18 protein-coding genes are annotated in these 19,591 nt (G+C 69.0%); 11 read left to right on the top strand and 7 right to left on the bottom strand.

Annotated features, from left to right (window positions below):
- Positions 1-6: 6 nt before the first annotated feature.
- A complete protein-coding gene (locus ACTWPV_RS25360; RefSeq protein WP_347648043.1) occupies positions 7-882 on the bottom strand; it encodes a branched-chain amino acid ABC transporter permease in 876 nt (291 codons plus the stop codon).
- A 39-nt stretch (positions 883-921) separates the two neighbouring features.
- A complete protein-coding gene (locus ACTWPV_RS25355) occupies positions 922-2,082 on the bottom strand; it encodes an ABC transporter substrate-binding protein (RefSeq protein WP_443153685.1) in 1,161 nt (386 codons plus the stop codon).
- Positions 2,083-2,291: 209 nt separating this feature from the next.
- Here ACTWPV_RS25355 and ACTWPV_RS25350 point away from each other — a divergent pair, with 209 nt between their 5' ends.
- The 10 genes from ACTWPV_RS25350 (at position 2,292) to ACTWPV_RS25305 (ending at position 14,008) form a co-directional block, all read left to right on the top strand.
- Complete coding sequence (locus tag ACTWPV_RS25350; RefSeq protein WP_443153684.1) at positions 2,292-3,443, top strand: LacI family DNA-binding transcriptional regulator; 1,152 nt, start codon at positions 2,292-2,294, stop codon at positions 3,441-3,443.
- Between the two features lie 35 nt (positions 3,444-3,478).
- The gene (locus ACTWPV_RS25345) at positions 3,479-4,039 is read left to right on the top strand and encodes a dihydrofolate reductase family protein (RefSeq protein ID WP_443153683.1); all 561 of its coding nucleotides are present in this window, start codon (positions 3,479-3,481) and stop codon (positions 4,037-4,039) included.
- Between the two features lie 281 nt (positions 4,040-4,320).
- A complete protein-coding gene (locus ACTWPV_RS25340) occupies positions 4,321-4,575 on the top strand; it encodes a DUF305 domain-containing protein (RefSeq protein WP_443153682.1) in 255 nt (84 codons plus the stop codon).
- A 73-nt stretch (positions 4,576-4,648) separates the two neighbouring features.
- A complete protein-coding gene (locus tag ACTWPV_RS25335; protein ID WP_347648037.1) occupies positions 4,649-5,347 on the top strand; it encodes a FadR/GntR family transcriptional regulator in 699 nt (232 codons plus the stop codon).
- Between the two features lie 42 nt (positions 5,348-5,389).
- Entirely contained in the window at positions 5,390-6,643 is a 1,254-nt protein-coding gene (locus tag ACTWPV_RS25330) for an ABC transporter substrate-binding protein (RefSeq protein ID WP_443153681.1), read from the top strand.
- Between the two features lie 46 nt (positions 6,644-6,689).
- Positions 6,690-7,541 (top strand): carbohydrate ABC transporter permease, encoded by an 852-nt coding sequence (locus ACTWPV_RS25325; RefSeq protein WP_347648035.1) that lies wholly within the window; start codon positions 6,690-6,692, stop codon positions 7,539-7,541.
- Entirely contained in the window at positions 7,538-8,347 is an 810-nt protein-coding gene (locus ACTWPV_RS25320; protein ID WP_443153680.1) for a carbohydrate ABC transporter permease, read from the top strand. The genes ACTWPV_RS25325 and ACTWPV_RS25320 overlap by 4 nt, the downstream gene beginning before the upstream one ends.
- Positions 8,347-11,331 (top strand): glycoside hydrolase family 38 N-terminal domain-containing protein, encoded by a 2,985-nt coding sequence (locus ACTWPV_RS25315; RefSeq protein WP_443153679.1) that lies wholly within the window; start codon positions 8,347-8,349, stop codon positions 11,329-11,331. Before ACTWPV_RS25320 ends, ACTWPV_RS25315 begins: the two co-directional genes overlap by 1 nt.
- Entirely contained in the window at positions 11,328-12,554 is a 1,227-nt protein-coding gene (locus tag ACTWPV_RS25310; RefSeq protein WP_347648032.1) for an enolase C-terminal domain-like protein, read from the top strand. The genes ACTWPV_RS25315 and ACTWPV_RS25310 overlap by 4 nt, the downstream gene beginning before the upstream one ends.
- A gap of 17 nt (positions 12,555-12,571) precedes the next feature.
- Positions 12,572-14,008 (top strand): S10 family peptidase, encoded by a 1,437-nt coding sequence (locus ACTWPV_RS25305; protein ID WP_443153678.1) that lies wholly within the window; start codon positions 12,572-12,574, stop codon positions 14,006-14,008.
- Here ACTWPV_RS25305 and ACTWPV_RS25300 read toward each other — a convergent pair.
- The 5 genes from ACTWPV_RS25300 to ACTWPV_RS25280 form a co-directional block, all read right to left on the bottom strand.
- On the bottom strand, positions 13,967-14,890 hold the full coding sequence (locus tag ACTWPV_RS25300) for a hypothetical protein (RefSeq protein WP_443153677.1): 924 nt from the start codon (positions 14,888-14,890) through the stop codon (positions 13,967-13,969). The two genes, ACTWPV_RS25305 and ACTWPV_RS25300, sit on opposite strands and share 42 nt — an antisense overlap.
- Positions 14,881-15,300 (bottom strand): peptidase inhibitor family I36 protein, encoded by a 420-nt coding sequence (locus ACTWPV_RS25295; protein WP_443153676.1) that lies wholly within the window; start codon positions 15,298-15,300, stop codon positions 14,881-14,883. Before ACTWPV_RS25295 ends, ACTWPV_RS25300 begins: the two co-directional genes overlap by 10 nt.
- Before the next feature lie 232 nt (positions 15,301-15,532).
- Positions 15,533-16,303 carry an SDR family NAD(P)-dependent oxidoreductase gene (locus tag ACTWPV_RS25290; protein ID WP_443153675.1) on the bottom strand — a complete coding sequence of 257 codons (771 nt, stop codon included), beginning with the start codon at positions 16,301-16,303 and terminating at the stop codon, positions 15,533-15,535.
- Positions 16,300-17,310: a DUF4432 family protein gene (locus tag ACTWPV_RS25285; protein ID WP_443153674.1), complete on the bottom strand. Its 1,011-nt coding sequence runs from the start codon at positions 17,308-17,310 to the stop codon at positions 16,300-16,302. Before ACTWPV_RS25285 ends, ACTWPV_RS25290 begins: the two co-directional genes overlap by 4 nt.
- A complete protein-coding gene (locus ACTWPV_RS25280) occupies positions 17,307-18,473 on the bottom strand; it encodes a DUF4185 domain-containing protein (protein WP_443153673.1) in 1,167 nt (388 codons plus the stop codon). The genes ACTWPV_RS25285 and ACTWPV_RS25280 overlap by 4 nt, the downstream gene beginning before the upstream one ends.
- 144 nt (positions 18,474-18,617) lie before the next feature.
- Between ACTWPV_RS25280 and ACTWPV_RS25275 the strand changes: the two genes are divergently transcribed.
- The gene (locus ACTWPV_RS25275; protein WP_443153672.1) at positions 18,618-19,577 is read left to right on the top strand and encodes a phage baseplate protein; all 960 of its coding nucleotides are present in this window, start codon (positions 18,618-18,620) and stop codon (positions 19,575-19,577) included.
- Positions 19,578-19,591 lie beyond the last annotated feature (14 nt).

Raw genomic sequence — 19,591 nt, 5'->3', positions numbered from 1 at the left:
CCGCCGTCATACTCGTACCTCTGTCGAGAACAGGCCCTGCGGCCTCACCAACATAATTGCGATCATGAACAGGAAGACGCTGACACTCTGGGTCATGGCGGATCCGTAACCTCCGGCGAAGCTTTCGAGCATGCCGACGAGATAGGAAACGATCACTGCTCCGGGCACGCTGCCCAGGCCACCGATGACGACGATGGCGAAGACCTTGAAGACGATCGTGATGCCCATTTGCGGGCTGACCGTGAAGACGGGCGTCAAGGTCGCGCCGGCGATGCCCGCCAGGCCGACACCCAGCGCCATCGCCAGCCGGCCGATCCGCTCCGGAGAGATTCCCACGACCATCGCTGCCGTGGGGTTCTGCGAGACGCCGCGCATGGCCCGGCCCACCTGCGTCCGGCTGAGCAGCAGGTAGAGCGCCCCGAGCGTGACGACTGCCACGACGACGATGAAGGCGCGTCCGATCGGGATGATCACGTCTCCCAGCACGAGGTGACCTTGCGGCCTGCTGTCCTCGGGCAACTGCCGTGGCCCGGCGCCCCAGAGCAGGATCGCGCCGTTCTGGATGATCATGGCCAGGCCCAGGGTCAGCAGCATGGTCCTGGAGAATGCTCCGTCAGGGGGAAGGCGACGAAGCAAGCCTTCCTGCATGACGATGCCGATGATCGCCATGGTTGCCGCGGTGAGCAGGATGCCCAGCCAGTAGCCGGCGAGCGGGATGAAGAAGTAGGCGGCGAACGCCCCCAGCATGTACAACGCCCCATGGGCGAAGTTCACAACGTTGAGAACTCCGAATATGACGGCCAAGCCTGCGGCGAGCAGCGCATAGCTGGACCCCAGCACCACGCCGTTGGCGATGAGTTCCCCGGTGTACGTCGCGTCCACGCGATGACCTCCAGTCGTCAGTCTGTCGACGGGGACGGATCAGGTGACGACATCCGACACGATGACGGTCTTGCCATTTTTGATCTGCATGATGAATGCCTTGTCATGGGCCTGGTGGTGGGCATCGAATTTCAGCGTGCCCCCGGTGAGAGAGGCGAGGTCGGTGCTCACCAGGGCTTTCTGAATGGCCTTCGGTTCGGCGCTGTTCGCCCGGCGAATGGCGTCCGCGATCACCATGACGGCGCTGTAACCCTCGAATGATTCATAGGTGGGCTGGGTTTTGTAAGCGCTCTCATAGGCTTTCGCGAACTTCACGTTCGCCGGCGTCTGGATCAGGGAGCTGTAGGGATAGACACTGGACGATCCGGCGAACTGCTTGTCCTTGAGGATCTCGAGGTTCTGGCCCTCGAGTTCGACGCGGCCTGTCACTGGCAGCCCCAGCCTGGCGCTGGCGGCTTGGCGCAGGTACGAAAGATGATCGGCGCCTGTGATGTAGAGGGCGACCGACTGAGTGCCGTTGTTGCGATATTTGCTGATCTGCGTTGAGAAGTCGGAGGTCCCCTGGGCCACGAAGTCGACCGCCGTCGCCTTGATGCCCTTGTCGGCGAGCGCCTTTTCCAGGGCCGCGGCACCTGTACGGCCGTACGTGCTGTCTTCGGCAAGGATGGCGACTTCGCGTACATCGCCCGCTGCCTGCAGGTAGGAGGACAAGGCGACGGCGAGCGTCGCGTCAGAGGGATTGATCCGGAAGGTGAAGTCGTTACCTCCCTTGCCTGCTGCCGTGGTGATGTCAGGCGACGTGGACGTGGAGACCACCAGTGGCACCTGATATCGCTTGGCCAGCGGCATCGCGGCAAGGGTGACCCCGCTGCAGAGAGCGCCGATCACTGCGGACACCTGCTGTTGGGTGATGAGTTTGGTGACGGATCCAACGCCATCGGTCGGGTTGCAGGCGTTGTCCTGGGCGGCGAGTGCGAGTTTCCTGCTCCCCAGGAGACCGCCGTCTTTGTTGACCTGATCGATGGCCAGTTGCACGCCGTTGCGTTCGTTCTCCCCGAGCGCGGCGGCTGATCCTGACAGGGGGGTTGAGAGGCCGATTTTGATGGGGCCGGAGCCTGAACCCGGATCGTCGGCCGAGTTTGCACAACCTACGGCCGTGAGGGCGAGGGCAACGGCTGTTGCGAGTGTTCTGGTACGCATCTTGTGCCTCTTAGCTGATCAGACGCTGTGCGCTCCGCGTCCGTTTCATGACCTGGCTGGGTGATGCCCGGTCTGGCTTGGAGTAGCCGGCCCGAGGTTGATGCTCCAACATCTACCTACAGTCGACTGCATGTAGCTACAATCGACTGCATGTACGCTGCCTGTCAAGTGCTTCATCGGGACGAATTCCCGCGACTCCGCACCTTCACATGGGGAGGCAACAGTCGATGAACGAGCCGTCAGGCCGTGGATCGAAGCCGCCGACGCACAAGCTGATCGCGGAGGTGGCCGGAGTGCATCCTTCGACGGTGTCGAGGATTCTCCGACGGGCACCCGGACCCCGCAGGGCGGATTTCGCCGAGACCGAAGAGCGGGTGCGGGAGGTCGCCAAACGGCTGGGCTATCGCCCCGATCTCACCGCGGCGAGCCTTCGAACCCGACGCAGCATGGTGCTGGGAGTCCTGCTGCCGAAGCTCCACGACGTCGTGCTGGCCACGATTCTCAGCGGTATCGACACCGCTGCCTTCGGCCTCGGCTACCAGACCATCGTCACCAACACCCTGGGCGCGCCGGAACGGCGCCGGGAGCGGGTCGAGATGCTGCTCAGCCGCAGGGTCGACGGGCTGGTGATCGGCGACCCCACCCTCGACGAGAAGATCTACGAAGAGTTGTCCCGTTCCCGGACTCCGCATGTCCTGGTCAACCACCGTGCCGAAGGGCACGTGTCGGTGACCGGAAACGATGCGCTGGGAGGGCGGTTGGTGGGCGAGCATCTCCTGGCTGCGGGTCATCGCGAGATCGGCATCATCGCCGGGCCGCGTTACCCCACTGCTCTGGATCGGGTCCGAGGATGCGTGGAGGCGTACGAGCGAGCCGGCGTCACCGTCGGCCGAGCGCAGATCGTCCACACGGATTTCGACCCCCAGGGGGGACGGCGAGCTGCGCAGGAGCTGCTCACGTTGCCGCGACGCCCAACGGCGATCTTCGCGGTCAATGACTCCGCGGCCATAGGGGCGATGGGGGCACTCAGGGATGACGGGCTGGTCGTGGGACGCGACATGGCGCTGGTCGGCTACAACGACATCGCGATCGCGCAGGATCTTCCGATCCCGCTGTCGAGCGTCCACACGCCCCTGCGGGAGATGGGGGAGACGGCGGCACGATCGCTGATCGACCTGCTTGAGGGGCGGACGAGCGGGTCGGTCGCACTCCAGCCCCGGCTGGTGGTGCGTGACTCGAGCTCCTCGGTCGTCCCTGTCACGGCCCCTGTCACGGCCCCTGTCACGGCCCCTGTCACGGCGCCGGGGACTCGCGGCGAGCCCGGCGAGAAAGACGGCTGGGCGGCCGCCCCGCTGAAATGAGATGAGTTCCGCCGGCCCCGGAGGTCTCTACAGGCATGCGAAAAGTCATCTACTGCATGATGGTGTCGCTCGACGGCTACGTTGAGGCGCCCGGCGGCGACATCGGCTGGACCGCCCCCGACGAAGAGGTGCACGCGTTCTGCAACGACATGGCGCGCGGCATGGGGGGCGCCCTCTACGGCAGGCGCCTGTACGAGAACATGTCGGCCTTCTGGCCCACGGCCGACCAGCATCCGGACGCCCCGCCGGTCGTCACGGAATTCGCGCGGGTCTGGCGGGCCATGCCGAAATACGTCTTCTCGAGGACGCTCACCGAGGTGGGCTGGAACAGCACGCTCATGACCGGCGACCTCGAGGAGGAGGTCACGAGGCTGAAGCGGCAGGACGGCGGCGACCTGGAGGTGGGCGGGGCGACGCTGGCGCACAGCCTGGTGCGGCTCGGCCTGGTCGACGAGTTCCGGCTGCTCGTGCACCCGGTCGTGCTGGGCCAGGGCAGGCGGTTCTTCCCTGAGCTTGCCGCCTCGGTCAAGACACGCCTGGTCGAGAGCAGGACGTTCGACTCCGGCGTCGCCTACCTCCGCCACCAGGTGACGTGACCCTTGCGCGCCGGCTCCCAATCCCTTAGGAAGGTTTCCTAAGGGATTGGGAGCAGCCGGTGAGGCAGATCCTGGCGGCGCTGGTCCTCCTGCTCGCGGTCGCCTGCGGCGAGGAGGCCCCGGACGTCCCGGTCAACGCCGCGGACGTGATGTTCGTCCAGATGGTGACTCCTCCGCTCCCTATAGGAAGCGGCTTCTCGCCTCGCTTACGCGGGAGACGACGGCCAAGCCCTGACCGATGCCCGAAAGCACAAGCACCATTCTATCCGCAGGAGGCGACGGTGTCCGAGGTTCCGCCCCTGAACGCCGGCGGCATGCCGGAGACCGACGTCAGGCGGATCCAGGCGCTCAGGCGGTCGGCTCACTTCGAGCGCGACCTGCTCGGCCGGCTCATCGAGCACCAGGGCGACGCTGCCCGGATGGCGGCCACGGAGATGTCGGACGGGGCCAACCCGGCCGTCCAGAAGTGGGCCGCCCAGGTGCGGGCCTCGCGTACGGCGCAGATCGACATGATGCGGGACCTGCTCTCCGGGTGACGGCCGCATCCTTTGCCGTGAGTTTTGCTCGGCGCATAGACGCCGATGGCGATAAGTGATTAGATCACTTGATATGTCCGAGGTAACGCGGCCCACGCTTTCCGACGCTCTCACCGAGCGCATGCTGGAGCTCATCCGCAAGGGCGGGCACCGGCCAGGCGACAGGCTGCCCTCGACCAGGGAGCTCTCCCAGCGCTTCGCCGTCACCACCCCGACGTTGCGCGAGGCGCTGCGCAGGCTCGAGGCCACCGGCGCCATCGAGCTGCGGCACGGCTCCGGCATCTACGTGGGCGCCGCCATCGAGCGGCTGGTCCTGCCCAACCCCAACATGCGCGAGGTGCACGCCGCCCAGCTCGTCGAGCTGCTCGGGGCGCGGATCGTCATCGAGCCGCCGCTGGCGGCGATGGCCGCGCAGAACGCGGAGGGCGAGGAACTGGCCGCGCTCAAAGGCGTGCTCGACCGGGCGGGCAAGCACCTGCGCGGCGACGACGCCGAGCTGCACGAGGCGAACATGTCCTTCCACCGGGCGACCGCGCGGATGGCGGGCAACAGCGTGCTCCACGAGGTCGTCGATTCGCTGCTCCTCGTCCACGGGCCGGAGCAGCGGGAGATCCTGCAGATCTTCGACGACCGGCGGCGTGACTACGAAGAGCACCTGGCGATCCTGGAGGCCATCGAGGCGCGCGACGCGGCTCAGGCCGAGGAGCGCATGCGGGCCCATCTGGTCGAGGTCAGGACGGTCATAGAGCACAGGTTGCACCCCCCGGGTTGAACCCCCCGGTTGAACCCCCGATGGAAACAAGGAGGCCGGCCCATGTTCCGGTCACGTGTGGTCACGCTCGGCGTGGCGGCGCTCGTCCTGACCGCCTGCGGTGGCAACGGCGCCGACGCGCCGCGGGAGAAGAAGACCGAGCTGACGCTGTACAACGACAAGGGCGCCTGGACGAAGTACTTCGACGAGATGAGTGCTCTGTCCAAGCAGAGCGTCGGCCTGAGCATCAAGCCGACGGGATACACCGACTCGGCCCAGTACCAGGCGTTCATCAAGGCGTCGTTCCGCACCGACGTCAAGCCTGACCTGTTCACCTGGCAGACCGGGGGAATGCTGGAGCAGATCGTCAAGCAGAAGCAGGTGGCCGACACCTCGGCCATCTGGCAGGAGGCGATCAAGAACGGCGACCTGTCGAAAGACCTCATGCCCTACTACACGATCGGCGGCAAGCAGTACTGCGTGCCGATGAACGTCGCCTACTGGGGCATGTTCTACAACAAGAAGATCTTCGACAAGCACGGCCTGAAGCCCCCGGAGACCTGGGACGACCTCATCAAGGTCGCCGACACGCTGAAGCAGAACGGCGTGAAGGCCTTCTACCACACCAGCGTGCTGTTCTCGTTCGTCTGGTTCGAGCAGCTCCTGGCCGGCACCGACCCCGACCTGTACGACCGCCTGTCCACCGGCGAGGCGAAGTACACCGACCCGGGCGTGGTGCAGGTGATGGAGAAGTGGAAGCAGCTGATCGACGCCGGATATTTCATCAACCCGGGTGACAAGACCGACCCCGGCGACGTGCTGAAGAACGGCAAGGCCGCGATGGTGTCGTTCGGCACCTGGTTCAACACCAGCATGACCCAGCGCAACCTCAAGGCCGGCGAGGACTACGACTTCTTCGTCATCCCCAACGTCAACCCCGCTCTGCCCAAGACCTCGATGATATTCGAGAGCGGCCCGCTGTGCTCGTTGACGAAGGCGGCCGACCCCGACGCCAGCACCAAATACCTCAAGTGGTGGACGACCGCCGAGGCCCAGGAGAAGTGGGCGACGAGCCGGGGTGACGTGAGCGCCAACCCGAAGGTGGAGATCGACGACAAGGCGCTCGGCGCCGTCACCAAGGACGCGGGCGGCGGGAAGTACCGCCTGGTCAACCGCTACTTCGAGGCCACGCCGCCGCCCGTGCTGACGGCCGCGCTCGACGGGTTCAGCAAGTTCGTCACCCAGCCGGGCTCGTACAAGGAGGTCCTGGAGACCATCCAGCAGGCCGCCGACGAGTACTGGAGCACGCATCAGTGAGCGAGGGAGCATCCGGGCGACCGAGCCCGCCTCACGGAGTGAGGCCATGAGCACGCGCGCTCCCTTGCTCGGCCGCTTCAAGCACGGCTACGTCGCCCCGGCCGCTCTCCTGGTCGCGGGGCTGCTCTACGCGCCGTTCGTGTGGACGGCCTACCTGAGCCTGACCCGCTACGACGGCCTTGAGCCGCCGGCGTGGATCGGGCTGCGCAACTTCGCCAAGTTGTTCGACGACCCGGCGCTGCTCACCTCGACCCGCAACACGCTCATCTGGGTGGTCGGCACGATGGTGTTGCCGGTCGGACTCGGGCTGCTGGTGGCGGTGCTGTCGTACGACCTCAGGGGCGGCGCGTGGTACCGCCTGCCGTTCATGTTGCCGTACGCGCTGAGCGGCGCCGGCCTGGCCATGGTGTGGAGCCCGATCCTGTCGCACGGCGGGATCGCCAACCTGATGCTCGGCGTGGACACCGCCTTCTTGCAGGACGCGCCCGCCAACACGGTCGCCATGCTGCTGGTCTGGACCTGGCAGCAGCTCGGCGTCAACACGCTGCTGTTCGTGGTGGGCCTGCAGTCGATCCCCAAGGAGCCCATCGAGGCCGCCCGGCTCGACGGCGCCTCGGGGTGGCGGTTGTTCCGGCACGTCATCTGGCCGCTGATGAGGCCGCTGACGGCCGTCGTGGTGGGGCTCGCTCTGGTGGCTGGGCTGAAGACGTTCGACATCGTGTGGGTGCTGACGCAGGGCGGGCCAGGCCGCAATTCCGAGACCCTCGCGGTGACGATGTACAAGGAGACGTTCGTGGCCAGCGACTACGGCTACGGGTCGGCGGTCGCGGTGATGCTGACCGTGGTCACGGGCCTGGCGTCCTACCTCTATCTCAAGAGGCAGGTGACCGCGACATGATCAGGCGTGCCGTGCTCGTCGTGCTCGGGCTGGTCTGGCTCGGGCCGACGTACCTGCTGCTGGTCAACGCCGCGCGCCCGGCCGGCTCGTACGATCCGGGCAGCGCGTGGGTGCCGTCCGGCGACTTCGCGCTGTTCGAGAACTTCGCGCGGGCGCTCGACAGCGCCGACCTGACCCGGAGCCTGGCCAGCACCGCGCTCTACAGCGTCGTCTCGCCGCTGCTCGGCGTGCTCGTGGGCGCGCTGGCCGGCTACACGATCGTGGTGCTGCGGTTGAAGTACGGGTTCTGGTGGTTCCTGCTGATCTTCGGCGGCACCATCTTCCCCTCGCAGATGTTGCTCGTGCCGCTCTTCGTCGGCTACAGCGACGCCGGCCTGTACGACTCCAGGCTCGGCATGATCCTCATCTACACGGCGATCAACGTGCCGCTGGCCGCGTTCGTGCTGCGCAACTTCTACTCCGGCGTGGCCTTCTCGATCTTCGAGGCCGCGCGCATGGACGGCGCGTCCACGTGGCGGATCTTCTGGCGCATCTACCTGCCGATCTCGGCCAGCGCGCTGGCCGCCGTGTTCATCCTCGAGTTCACCTTCATCTGGAACGACCTCATCTTCGGCCTGACCCTGACGCAGACCGAGGAGGTGCGGCCCGTGATGACCGCCATCGCCGGCCTCATGACCGACGTGTACGCCGGAACCCCGGTGCCCGTCGGCCTGGCGGCGGGCCTCGTGGTCTCGTTGCCGACGGTCGTGTTGTTCCTCGCCACCCAGCGCCTCTTCGCCAGGGGCCTGTCTCTAGGGAGTGTTTGATGACGAGCCGGTTGCTCCAGCGGAGCCTGGGCAGTCCCGACTATGACGGGATCAGGCAGGCGCTGCGCGACGACACCTCGACCCCGGTGATCAGCGTGCGCGGGCTGGAGGTGCGCGTCTCGGTGTTGCCCCTGTTCACCCACGACGGCCGCCAGGCGGTCAGGGTGTCCAGCACCCAGCCGCTGACCCACACGCTGGTGGACGCGGACAGCGCGTCGGGCAGCGACGTGACGCTGCTGGTGCCGGAGGTCGACGCGCCGCGCGAGCTGACGCTGGAGTGCCGCGACGACGCGGGCGTGGTCGGCTCGGCGCAGGTCACGGTGACGCCGCAGCGCAAGTGGAGCGTGTTCGTCGTGCACCACTCGCACCTGGACATCGGCTACACCGACCCGCAGGGCACGGTGCTCCGCCACCACCTCGACTACCTGGACGCGGCGCTGCGGCTGGCCGAGGAGACCTCGTCCTGGCCGGACGACGCCAAGTTCCGGTGGAGCGTCGAGTCGTCGATGCCGGCGCTGAAGTGGCTGGACGCGCGGCCGCCCGAGATGGTCGACGCGTTCGCCGCGCGGGCCCGCGAGGGCGTCATCGAGGTGACCGCGCTGCCGTTCCAGCTGCACACCGAAGCCTGCTCGACCGAGGAGCTGTACCGCCAGCTCCGCTTCACCTCCCAGCTCAAGGACCGGTACGGCTTCGCCACCACGTCCGCGATGCACACCGACGTGCCCGGCGCGGTCGTCGGCCTGGTCGACGCGCTCAGCGCGCACGGCGTGCGCTACCTGGCGGCGGCCCACAACTGGGCCGGCCGGTCGGTGCCCTACCTGCACGGCGGCGACAAGCTGACCAGGCCGTTCCGGTGGCGGGCGCCGAGCGGCAACGAGGTCATCGTGTGGTTCACGGACACGCCGCACGGCATGGCGTACATGGAGGGCAACACGGTCGGGCTGACCGACTCCTTCGAGCTGGCCGACGACCTGCTGCCGCGCTACCTGTCGGCGCTGGCCACGCGGGGCTACCCGTACGGGCCGGGCACGTTCGGGTGGCAGGGGCCGGACGCGCCCAAGGAGCCGTACGAGCTGGACGTGCTGCACCTGCGGGTGCAGGGGGCGCACGCCGACAACGCGGGCCCGTCGATCGTGCCGGCGTCGATCGCCCGCAGGTGGAACGAGAAGTGGGCCTACCCGCGCCTGCGCTCGGCCGCCAACAAGGACTTCTTCGAGCACGTCGAGGAGCGCTACCTCGACCGGCTCTCCGTGCACGAGGGCGACTGGACCGACTGGTGGGCCGACGGGCTCGGCTCGGGCGCGCGCCCGCTCGGCTACGTGCGCAGGGCCCAGTCGGCGCTGCGGGTGGCCGAGACGCTGCACACGCTGGCCGGCGAGGACGCCACCGAGCAGATCGACGCGGCCTACGACAAGGTGGCGCTGTTCAACGAGCACACGTGGGGCGCGGCCAACCCGTGGGAGGACGCCGAGGAGGCGGGCGACTCGGGCGGCCTGCAGTGGACGCGCAAGTCGTCGGGCGCCTACCAGGCCCAGGACGACGCGTCCGACCTGCTGCACGCCGCGACCCGCAGGTTCGCCGCCGCGCTGACGGGCGGCGGTGACGAGAGGGGAACCGGCGGCACGCTGGCCGCGTTCGCCGTCTTCAACCCCGGCACGCGGGCGCGCACCGACGTCGTGCGCGCGTTCCTGCCCAGGGACGTCGTGGGCGTGGACGTGCCGATCGCGCTGGTGGACGCACGGACCGGGCGGACGCTGCCGCACCACGAGGAGCTGGTCGACCCGGTGGACTGGCCGACCCGGCCGATCGGGCGGCACGTGCACGCGGTCGTCGAGGACATCCCGGGGTACGGCTACGCCCGCCTCGACGTCGTGCCCGGCCAGACCCAGGCCCCCGAGCCGGTCGAGCTGGGCCTGGACGGGGTGATCGAGAACGAGTTCTACCGCGTGGCGTACGACGTGCGCGAGGGCTACGTCAGCTCGATCTTCGACAAGCGGGCGGGCCGCGAGCTGGTCAACGGCGAGGCCGCGGCCGGTTTCGGCCAGTACGTCTACGACCAGTACGCCACCGCCCCGCACTTCAACCACATGTCGGGACACGTGGGGGCGCATGACCGCACCCTCCTCGGCGACCGCGCCATCGGCAGGAACGCCGTCATCACCAAGGTCCAGCGCACCGCCGTGGGCGAGAAGCTCGTCGTGGAGCTGCGGGCCAAGGGCGTCGACTGGCTGCGCACCATGATCGAGCTGCACGACGGCGTGCCCAGGGTCGACCTGACCTACCAGCTCGCCAAGCAGGGCACCCCCTCGAAGGAGGCGGTGTTCCTGGCCTTCCCGTTCGCCGCGGGCCAGGCCACGGCCTGGGAGCTGACCGGCGGCGTCGGCGGCCCCGACGTGCCGCGGGTGCCCGGCTCGGCCGAGTACATGTTGCCGATCCGGCACTGGATCGCGTTCGAGGACTCCGAGCTGACCATCGCCTGGGCCACGCTGGAGGCGCCGCTGGTGCAGCTCGGCACCATCCACATGCCGTACGCGCCGTTCCCGCCGACCCTCGACCAGGAGGACGGCACGGTCTACTCGTGGGCGCTCAATAACATCTGGGACACGAACTTCCCGGCCCAGCAGCAGGGCGAGACCACGTTCCGCTACGCGGTCACCAGCGAGAGCGGAACAGAGGGCAGGCGGCTCGGGGCGGCGGTGGCCTCGGGACTGACAGAGCCGTTCGTCGGCGCGCTGATCGACGACGGCCCGGCCGTCACCGAGACGTACGTCTCCGTCGACCACCCCGACGTGCTGGTCACGTCGCTCGGGCGGTCGGGTGACGAGCGCGTGGTGCGGCTCCAGTCGCTGGCCGCCGAGCCGGTCGAGGCGACGGTCACGCTGCCGGGCCTGCGCTCGGCCCGCGGGCTGGACGTCGTGGACGAGTCGGTCAAGGTACGGCTGCCCGCCTGCGGGGTCGCCGTCGTCTGGGGGACGTGCGCGTGAAGATCGTTGACATCCGGGCCACGACGGTCGCGGTCCCGCTCGAGGCGCCGCTGCGGCACAGCAACGGCGCGCACTGGGGCCGGTTCGTCCGCACGATCGTCGAGGTCGAGGCCGACAACGGGCTGATCGGCCTGGGGGAGATGGGCGGCGGGGGCGAGAGCGCGGAGTCGGCCTTCCGCGCGCTCGTGCCGTACCTGAAGGATCATGATCCCTTCCAGCTGGAGGCGCTCCGCTTCAAGATCGCCAACCCGACGGCCTCGCTCTACAACAACAGGACCCAGCTGCTGGCCGCCATCGAGTTCGCCTGCGTCGACCTCATCGGGCAGCACCTCGGCGTGCCCGCCAGCGACCTGCTGGGCGGGCGCGTCCGCGACGCCGTCCCGTTCGCCTCCTACCTGTTCTTCCGGTACGCCGCCGAGGGCCACGCCGAGATCCGCACGCCCGACCAGCTCGTCGCGCACACCGCGGAGCTCAAGGCGGCGCACGGGTTCACCGTGCACAAGCTCAAGGGCGGCGTGTTCCCGCCGGACTACGAGCTGGAGTGTTACCGGGCGCTGGCCGAGGCGTTCCCCGGCGACCGGCTCAGGTACGACCCGAACGCCGTGTTGTCGGTGGCGGAGGGCCTGCGCTTCGGCCGGGCCATCGAAGGGCTGAACAACGACTACCTGGAGGACCCGGTCTGGGGGCTCGAAGGGCTCAGGGCCGTGCGCGAGCAGGTCAGGGTGCCGCTCGCGACGAACACGGTCGTGGTCAACTTCGAGCAGCTCGCCTCCAACGTGCTGCGCAGGGCCGCCGACGTGGTGCTGCTCGACACGACCTTCTGGGGCGGCATCCGGCCGTGCGTGAAGGCGGCGGGGGTGTGCGAGACGTTCCAGATCGGGGTGGCCGTGCACTCGTCGGGCGAGCTCGGCATCCAGCTCGCGACCATGCTCCACCTCGGCGCGGTGCTGCCGAACCTCACCTACTCCGCCGACGCGCACTACCACCAGCTGCGCGACGACGTGATCGAGGGCGGCAAGATGGCGTACTCGGAGGGCGCCATCGCCGTGCCCGAGGGTCCGGGGCTGGGCGTGCGGCTCGACAGGGAGCGGGTGGCGGAATACGCCGAGCTCTACCGCGAGATGGGCGGCTACCCGTACGACCGCGACCCGGGCCGGCCCGGCTGGTACGCCACCGTGCCCAACGCGCGCTTCGCCGACCCCACCGTCGCGTCCGTGGACTAGCACCATAATGATGCGGTATGTCTGAACCCTCGCGGCCCGCTCCGCCCGCCGACAACCTGGTCACCACCTCCCACGCCCTGCCGTCGGGGGAGCGGTACACCGCCACCGCGGGCACGATCGTGCTGCGCGAGGAGGTCTACACCGACGGCGCCTTCGACGGCCTGCGCCCCAAGGCCGAGATGTTCGTCACCGCGTACACGCTGGACGGCGCCGACCCGCTGACCCGTCCGGTGACGTTCGCCTTCAACGGCGGTCCCGGCTCGTCGAGCGTCTGGCTGCACCTGGGCGTGCTCGGGCCGCGCCGGGTCGTCATGGGGGACGCGGGCGCGCTCCTGCCGCCCCCGTACGGCCTGGCCGACAACGAGGAGAGCCTGCTGGCGGTGAGCGACCTGGTCTTCATCGACCCGGTCTCCACCGGCTACTCGCGGGCGGCCGAGGGGGAGAAGGCGGAGCCGTACCACGGCTTCACCGGCGACCTGGAGTCGGTCGGCGAGCTCATCAGGGTGTGGACCACCAGGAACGCGCGGTGGATGTCGCCGAAGTTCCTGGCGGGCGAGTCGTACGGCACGGTCAGGGCCGCCGGGCTGGCCGAGCACCTGCAGTCGCGATACGGCATGTACGTCAACGGCGTGATGCTGATCTCCTCGGTGCTCGACTTCATCACCGGCGAGTTCAACGAGGGCAACGACCTGGCCCACGCCCTCTACCTGCCGACCTACGCGGCCATCGCCCACTACCACGGGCTGCACGGCGACCGGCCGCTGGCCGACGTGCTGCGCGAGGCCGAGGAGTTCGCCGAGCGTGACTACCCGTGGGCGCTGGCCCGCGGCAACCGGCTCACCGCCGGCGAGCGCGCGTCCGCCGTGGCCAGGATCGCCGCGCTGACCGGGCTCAGCGAGGACTACGTCGACCGGGTGAACCTGCGGATCGAGCACATCCGGTTCTTCACCGAGCTGCTGCGCCCGCGCCGCCAGGTCGTCGGCCGCCTCGACGGGCGCTTCACCGGCTGGGACCCCGACGCGGGGCGCGAGCGCTTCTTCGCCGACCCCAGCATCAACGCGATCATGGGGCCGTACAGCGCCGGGCTCAACCACTACCTGCGCACGGAGCTCGGCTACGCCAACGACCTGCCGTACGAGGTGCTCACCTCGCGGGTCTACCCGTGGTCGTTCAAGGAGTTCGAGGGCGCGCACGTCAGCGTCACCGACAAGCTGGCCGCCGCCATGCGCGCCAACCCGCACCTGCGCGTGCACGTGGCCAGCGGCTACCACGACGGCGCGACCCCCTACTACGCCGCCGAGCACGCCCTCGCCCACCTGCCGGTGCCCGCGGAACTGGCTGCCAACGTCGAGTTCAAGTACTACGAGGCCGGCCACATGATGTACGTCCACGAGCCCAGCAGGCTGCGCCAGTCAGCCGACCTCGCCGCTTTTGTGCTGGGCCAGCAGGCTTGACGCCCGTTTCAGCCGCTGCTTGAGGTTGGCGCGGAGCGCGGCGAACCGCTGGGGATTGTCGGCGATGACGTCCTCCTGCAGTTCGGAGTCGGCTCCGTACCAGGCCAGCACGAGGCCCGACGACCACTTGCACCGGGTGTCGGCGGTCGCCGTCTGCTTCTCCTCCTCGGTGACCTCCGGATCGTCCAGGTTCCAGCGCTTGTCGGCGATGGCCGCCTCCGGCGACGGGTAGGAGTGGCCGGCCTGGCTCATGCACGACTGCCAGCGCCTGACCGCCTCCTTCACCGCGGGGTCCTTGGCCGCCTGCTCCAGCGTCAGCGAGTCCTGCAGCGACAACCACGGCCAGTCCGCCTTGCGTGCCCCCTTGTCCAGGGCCTGCGTCGCGCGGTCCAGGCAGCCGCGGTCGGCGGCGGTGCCGTACAGGCGGTGGCGGACCGGCTTGGGCAGCTTGGCGGCCCACGCGCCGGTCGTGTCGGGAGAGGGCGGCCTGGCCAGGTGGTAGCCGTACTGCTTGGCCGCCCCGATGTCCGAGACACCGTAGCGGCGGGAGTTGCCGGGATCCACCGCGGCGATCGTGTCGGCGTCCTCGGCGGGAGGGGTGACGGTGTCGCCCCGCTCGCGCATGCACTGGACGACGAGTTGGTTGTGGGCATTGCCCAGAACGGCCCGCTGCTTGGGAGTGGTCTTGTAGGCGTCGAACGGCAGCACCAGCTGCGTCATCGCGGCGGCGTCCGGACCGGACGTCGCGGGCGCGGCGGGCTCGTCGGCGGCACAGGCCGCGGCCGACGCGACCAGCAGCAGCGTGCTCGCGAGGAGCCCCCGGCGACCGGTTTCCGGCGGCCAAGCCCGGAAACCGGCACTCCCGTCATTTCTCAGCGGCACCAGATGTCGATCGCGCTGGTGCGGTTGTTGCCGATGGCGTTGTTCGACAGGTAGCCGTCGTTCGAGTTGTGCGTGAACGTGCTGTGCGCGCCGGTGTAGCCGGGGTGCTGCCACAGGGTGGCGCTGCAGCCGACCCGGTTCCTGACCGAGCTGGCCTCGTTGTCCATGCTGTGCCAGGTGTTGCTGAAGTCCCAGTTCAGCCAGTTGTTGTCGGCAAGGTTGGAGTCGTCCTTGACGAAGTCACGCCAGTGGTCGATCTGGCCGCGGTTGTAGTCGAAGCCCGCGTACAGGCAGACACGACCGCCGTAGCAGGTCGAGCGGGGGCTCGCCACCGCGGTGGCCGCGGGGGCGGCCACGGTGAACATCGCGGCCACGGCGACGATGCCGGCGGCCTTCTTGGATAGCCTCACAGGTCTCTCCTCGATCGGTGAGTCGTTTTCGACCTCGGTAACTTAGCGTGCCGAATCGAACGCGAGTCGTGGTGACTCGCCGATCCCGTAAGGGCTGCGCGCCCGCGCGAGGTCGCGTGCCCCGGCCCGCCGACTCACTCGTATCAGTCCTGTGACGTGGCCTTTCGTCGCGTTGACGGAACTGTTGCCGGCTCTGGTGCGCCGGTGGAGGAACCTGTGGTCTCCGCTCGACCTACTCCGGAAGCGCCGCCGGGTTCTGGGCCAGCAGCCCGCCGTCCACGCGGTGCTCGGCCCCGGTGATGAACGACGCGCGCGGGCTCGCCAGGAACGCCACCATCTCGGCGACCTCATCGGGCTTGGCCACGCGGCCCAGCGGGTGGGAGCGGCCCCACTGCGCCACCTGCTCCTCCTGCGACAGTTCGCCGCGCCACAGGTCGGCCGCCCAGCGCAACATCGGCGTGTCCACCGAGCCGGGGCAGACGACGTTCACCCTGATCCCGTCGGCCGCGTGGTCGAGCGCCATGGCCCTGGTCAGGCCGTTGAGCGCGGCCTTGCTCGCGGTGTAGGCGGCCACCTGGGCCTGCGAGGAGAACGCCTGGACCGACGACATGATCACGATCGAGCCGCCGCCGCGGGCCCGCAGCCTCGGCACCGCGGCTTTGCACGCGAGATAGACACCCTTGAGGTTGATGTCGAGCACCTCGTCCCAGACCTCTTCCGGCGTGTCCTCGACCGTGCCGTAGCGCTGCACGCCCGCGCACGTCACCACGATGTCGAGCCCGCCGAACCTGGCCACGGCCAGGTCCACGAGGTCGCGCATGGCGCCGGCGCTGCGGACGTCGGCGACCCTGCCGACGACATGCTCGCTGTCGAGCTCGGCGCTCTGGTCGGCGCCGCAGAAGACCACGGACGCCCCGCCGTCGGCCAGCCGGTCGACCACCGCCCGGCCGATGCCCATCGACCCGCCCGTGACCAGCGCGACTTTCCCGCCGAACTCGCTCATACCAGCACCTCCGCGCGCAACCGCAGTTCTTTCGTCTCGTGGGGGTTCAGGGTGAGGGCCGTGCCGTTGGCCACGGCGGCGGCCAGGCCGTCCGTGGGCATGCTGGAGAAGGGCTCGAGGCCGACCGTGTAGACCCGTCCCCACCAGGGGTAGCCGGTGGACGCGCCGAGCTCCTGCCACATCCACAGGTACGGCAGGAGCGTCGCATCCCACTCCACCCGCATACCGATATCCCCAGAAATTTCGTACCATCCCTCGTCGAAGCCGGTCAGATACACGATGTCGCTCGGCGCACCCCGCTCCGGCACCACGCTCAGATCCGTCTCACCGCCCCCGTCCGCAGGCACGACCGGCCACTGCCAGGGCCCGCCCGCCTGGACCCGCCGCCCGCCGGGGCCGATCGTGCTCTCGTGCGGGATCACGGTCACGCCCTCGGGAAGCCTGATCCTGGCGCCCGGCCGCAGGAACGGCAGGCCGTACACGATGTGCTGGCCCCACATGGCGTGCAGCGGCAGGCCGGACTCGTTGCTGGCCCGCCCCTCGATCTCCAGCGCCATCGTGCCCGACCGCAGCCGGAAGACCTTCTCCACCGCGTACGGCAGCCGCCGCGTGCGCACGCGCAGCCGCACCGCGACCTCCTCCTCGGAGTCGGACACGACCTCGCACTCCCACGGCAACCCCGAGACCTCGCCGTGCTGGGCCAGCCGCGCGCCCCGGTACTCGCTCGGCGCGCCGCCGCTGGGGAAGACCTCCTGCCAGCCGCCCTCGTAGTGGTCGACGAACTGGGCGACGTCGTCGGCCGCGCCCTGGAGGTGGTCGCGCGGGTCGCGCAGGCCCTGCGGGGAGAGCCAGACGAAGTCGGTGTCGGTGGGCTTGTGCAGGAACTCGACCACGTCGCCGCCCTTGTCCGGCACGACGGTCACGCGCAGCCGTTCGTTCTCCAGCACGACCGCCCGCAGCCCGTCGATCGTGACGTGCCGCAGGCGGGCCGCCCAGTTACGCCTCACTCGAACGTCACATCCAGGAATCGGGGCCGGTAGATCGACACGTCACGGTAGTGGTCGGTGTTCACGAAGCTGTTGACGTTGTACGAGATCACGAGCCCGTCGCCGTCGACGTCGGGATGCGCGTGGGCGTTGTAGGTGAAGACGTCGCCCTTGGTCTCGGGGGTCGTGTAGACGTGCTGCTTGCCGGTGAACGGCCCGGCCGGGGAGCAGGAGGAGTAGGCGACGATGTTCGGGTTGAGCGCCTCGGTGGTGTCATGAGTGATCAGGACATATCCGGATCCGACCTTGCTGACGCTGTACTCGTTCGCCACCCCGCTCATCACCCGCGCGGAGTCGGCCTCGTCGGGCGACCAGGTGCCGTCGGCCTTGAGATATTCCCAGCGGCCCAGCAGGCTCTGCCCCTTGACCCTGGCGACGTGCATGTACTTCGGCGACCCGAGATCCTCCACGCCGTAGACGTAGGTGTATCCGCCGTCCTTCAGGGTCGCCGAGGCCCACGAGACGCCGTGCCCCGAGGGCAGGTCGTGCACGCTGATCGGCTCGTCGAGCCGCCCGGGGGCGAACCTGGCCACCACGTTGCGATGCCAGCGCCAGTCCCACGCGCCGTCACCGAAGCGCTCGTACTCCTGGTAGGTGACCTCGACGACGCCGCCGGCCAGCGTCGCGTCGCCGGCCCAGAACCAGTGGTCCTCGTCGCGCGGCGGCATCACCGCGGTCGGCTTCTCGGCGGTGCCGTCGTGGATCGTGGACAGCCTGCCGTCGCGCTCGACGGCGAACGTGTTGTTCAGGAAGACGGTCGTGCCGCCCTCCTCGACCACAGGCGGTCGCGAGCCGTCGGGGTTGACCTGGCCGAGGAAGGTGTCGGAGAAGATCCACAGGTCCTTCCCGCCGGGCAGTTCGAGCGAATAGGTGCCGTCGGCGCCCGTCCAGTCGTCCAGGCGGCTGTTGTCGTTGCCGTAGGAGGTGAACAACGTGGTCAGGCGGGCGTTCGTGGTGGCGCCCGCGACGGTCGGGGCGCACTCGGAGGCGGCGGTGGCCGGCTGCTCCTGCGGTGCGGCGGAGGGCGCGGGTTTGGGCGGCGCGGCCCAGACCGGCTGCGGCATGGCCGTCAGGCCGGCCAACGCGATGGCGAGGGGTGCGAGGGCGGAGCGGAATCGCGTCATCACAGGTCCTAGGGGAGGAGGCTCCCTACAGTTCTAGTCATTAGATCACTTGCTGTCCAGAGTCCTCCGGGATTCACCGGAACCCGGGCCTCACGCCACTAGAGTGACGCTGCGTACAACCCCCCAGCCGAACGGATGGTGAAGATGTCACCACGCGTGCCGCTCACCCGCAGAGGCCTGCTCAAGATCGGCGCGGGCGTCGCCGCCACAGCCGTGGCGGGCGCCGGCACCGCCTCCGCCGCCTCAGCTGGAGACCGCTTCCAGCTGACCGCGCCCTCCCACCCTCTGATCTGGAAGAAGGCGCTGCGCGACGAGACCGTGCTGCAGTCGTTCGCCTTCGACAACGACAACGGGCACATCTACACCGTCCAGGTGAAGAACGGCGCAGGCTCGAACGCCGCCGGTGACCTGTGCCTGACCAAGCTGAGCCTGACCGGCTCGGTCCTCGGCCACATGTACCTCATGGGCTTCGGCCACGGCGTGCAGATCGGGGTCGAGCCGTCGGGGAGCTCGGCGTACCTCTGGACCGAGACCGACGCGGTGAGCGACGGCAGCTCCGCCAGGGGCAGCAGGCTGGCGCGGTTCAAGTTCGTCAACGGCCAGACGCTGACGAGGTCGTCGTCGGCGCTCACCAAGTTCAGCCCCGTCTCCGGAGCGGTCAACACCACCTGCGCGATTGACCCTTCGACCGACCGGCTGGTCATGCGCTACCACGACGGCGCTTCCTTCCGGTTCGCGGTGTTCTCGCTGGCGGAGCTCAAGTCCGGCTCGGCCGACCCGATCCACGACGTGCCCCAGACGTCGGGACTGGGCACCTTCCAGGGGTACGCCGCCTACGGCGACTTCGTCTACATCCTGACCGGCAACGCCTACAGTGACGCCAACCCGCCGCCTGGCAACTCGTTCATCACGTGCCTCGACCTGCGCACGGGCAGCCGCGTGCAGCGGGCGCGCACCGAGGCGGGCAGGTCGCTCGACTTCCGCGAGCCGGAGGGCATGGCCATCCAGCTCACCTCCGGCGGCCCCCGCCTGTGCCTGGGTCTCGCCTCTGGCGTTCCGAAGGCCCGCAAGGCCAGCATCTTCTACAAGACCGAGCTCATCTGAGCGGCCGGAAAAGG

Source organism: Nonomuraea sp. KM88, from assembly GCF_052245635.1.
GTDB lineage: Bacteria > Actinomycetota > Actinomycetes > Streptosporangiales > Streptosporangiaceae > Nonomuraea.
The sequence above is the reverse complement of the archived record's forward strand: the minus strand, read 5'-3'. Positions and strand labels throughout refer to the sequence as shown.

What these genes read in the sequence shown, in the direction of transcription:
- ACTWPV_RS25290 (WP_443153675.1), bottom strand. Translation starts at nt 16,303, where the DNA reads ATGAGCGAGTTCGGCGGGAAAGTCGCGCTGGTCACGGGCGGGTCGATG.
- ACTWPV_RS25280 (WP_443153673.1), bottom strand. Translation starts at nt 18,473, where the DNA reads ATGACGCGATTCCGCTCCGCCCTCGCACCCCTCGCCATCGCGTTGGCC.
- ACTWPV_RS25335 (WP_347648037.1), top strand. Translation starts at nt 4,649, where the DNA reads ATGTCCGAGGTAACGCGGCCCACGCTTTCCGACGCTCTCACCGAGCGC.
- ACTWPV_RS25345 (WP_443153683.1), top strand. Translation starts at nt 3,479, where the DNA reads ATGCGAAAAGTCATCTACTGCATGATGGTGTCGCTCGACGGCTACGTT.
- ACTWPV_RS25350 (WP_443153684.1), top strand. Translation starts at nt 2,292, where the DNA reads ATGGGGAGGCAACAGTCGATGAACGAGCCGTCAGGCCGTGGATCGAAG.
- ACTWPV_RS25275 (WP_443153672.1), top strand. Translation starts at nt 18,618, where the DNA reads ATGTCACCACGCGTGCCGCTCACCCGCAGAGGCCTGCTCAAGATCGGC.
- ACTWPV_RS25330 (WP_443153681.1), top strand. Translation starts at nt 5,390, where the DNA reads ATGTTCCGGTCACGTGTGGTCACGCTCGGCGTGGCGGCGCTCGTCCTG.
- ACTWPV_RS25325 (WP_347648035.1), top strand. Translation starts at nt 6,690, where the DNA reads ATGAGCACGCGCGCTCCCTTGCTCGGCCGCTTCAAGCACGGCTACGTC.
- ACTWPV_RS25355 (WP_443153685.1), bottom strand. Translation starts at nt 2,082, where the DNA reads ATGCGTACCAGAACACTCGCAACAGCCGTTGCCCTCGCCCTCACGGCC.
- ACTWPV_RS25305 (WP_443153678.1), top strand. Translation starts at nt 12,572, where the DNA reads ATGTCTGAACCCTCGCGGCCCGCTCCGCCCGCCGACAACCTGGTCACC.
- ACTWPV_RS25315 (WP_443153679.1), top strand. Translation starts at nt 8,347, where the DNA reads ATGACGAGCCGGTTGCTCCAGCGGAGCCTGGGCAGTCCCGACTATGAC.
- ACTWPV_RS25320 (WP_443153680.1), top strand. Translation starts at nt 7,538, where the DNA reads ATGATCAGGCGTGCCGTGCTCGTCGTGCTCGGGCTGGTCTGGCTCGGG.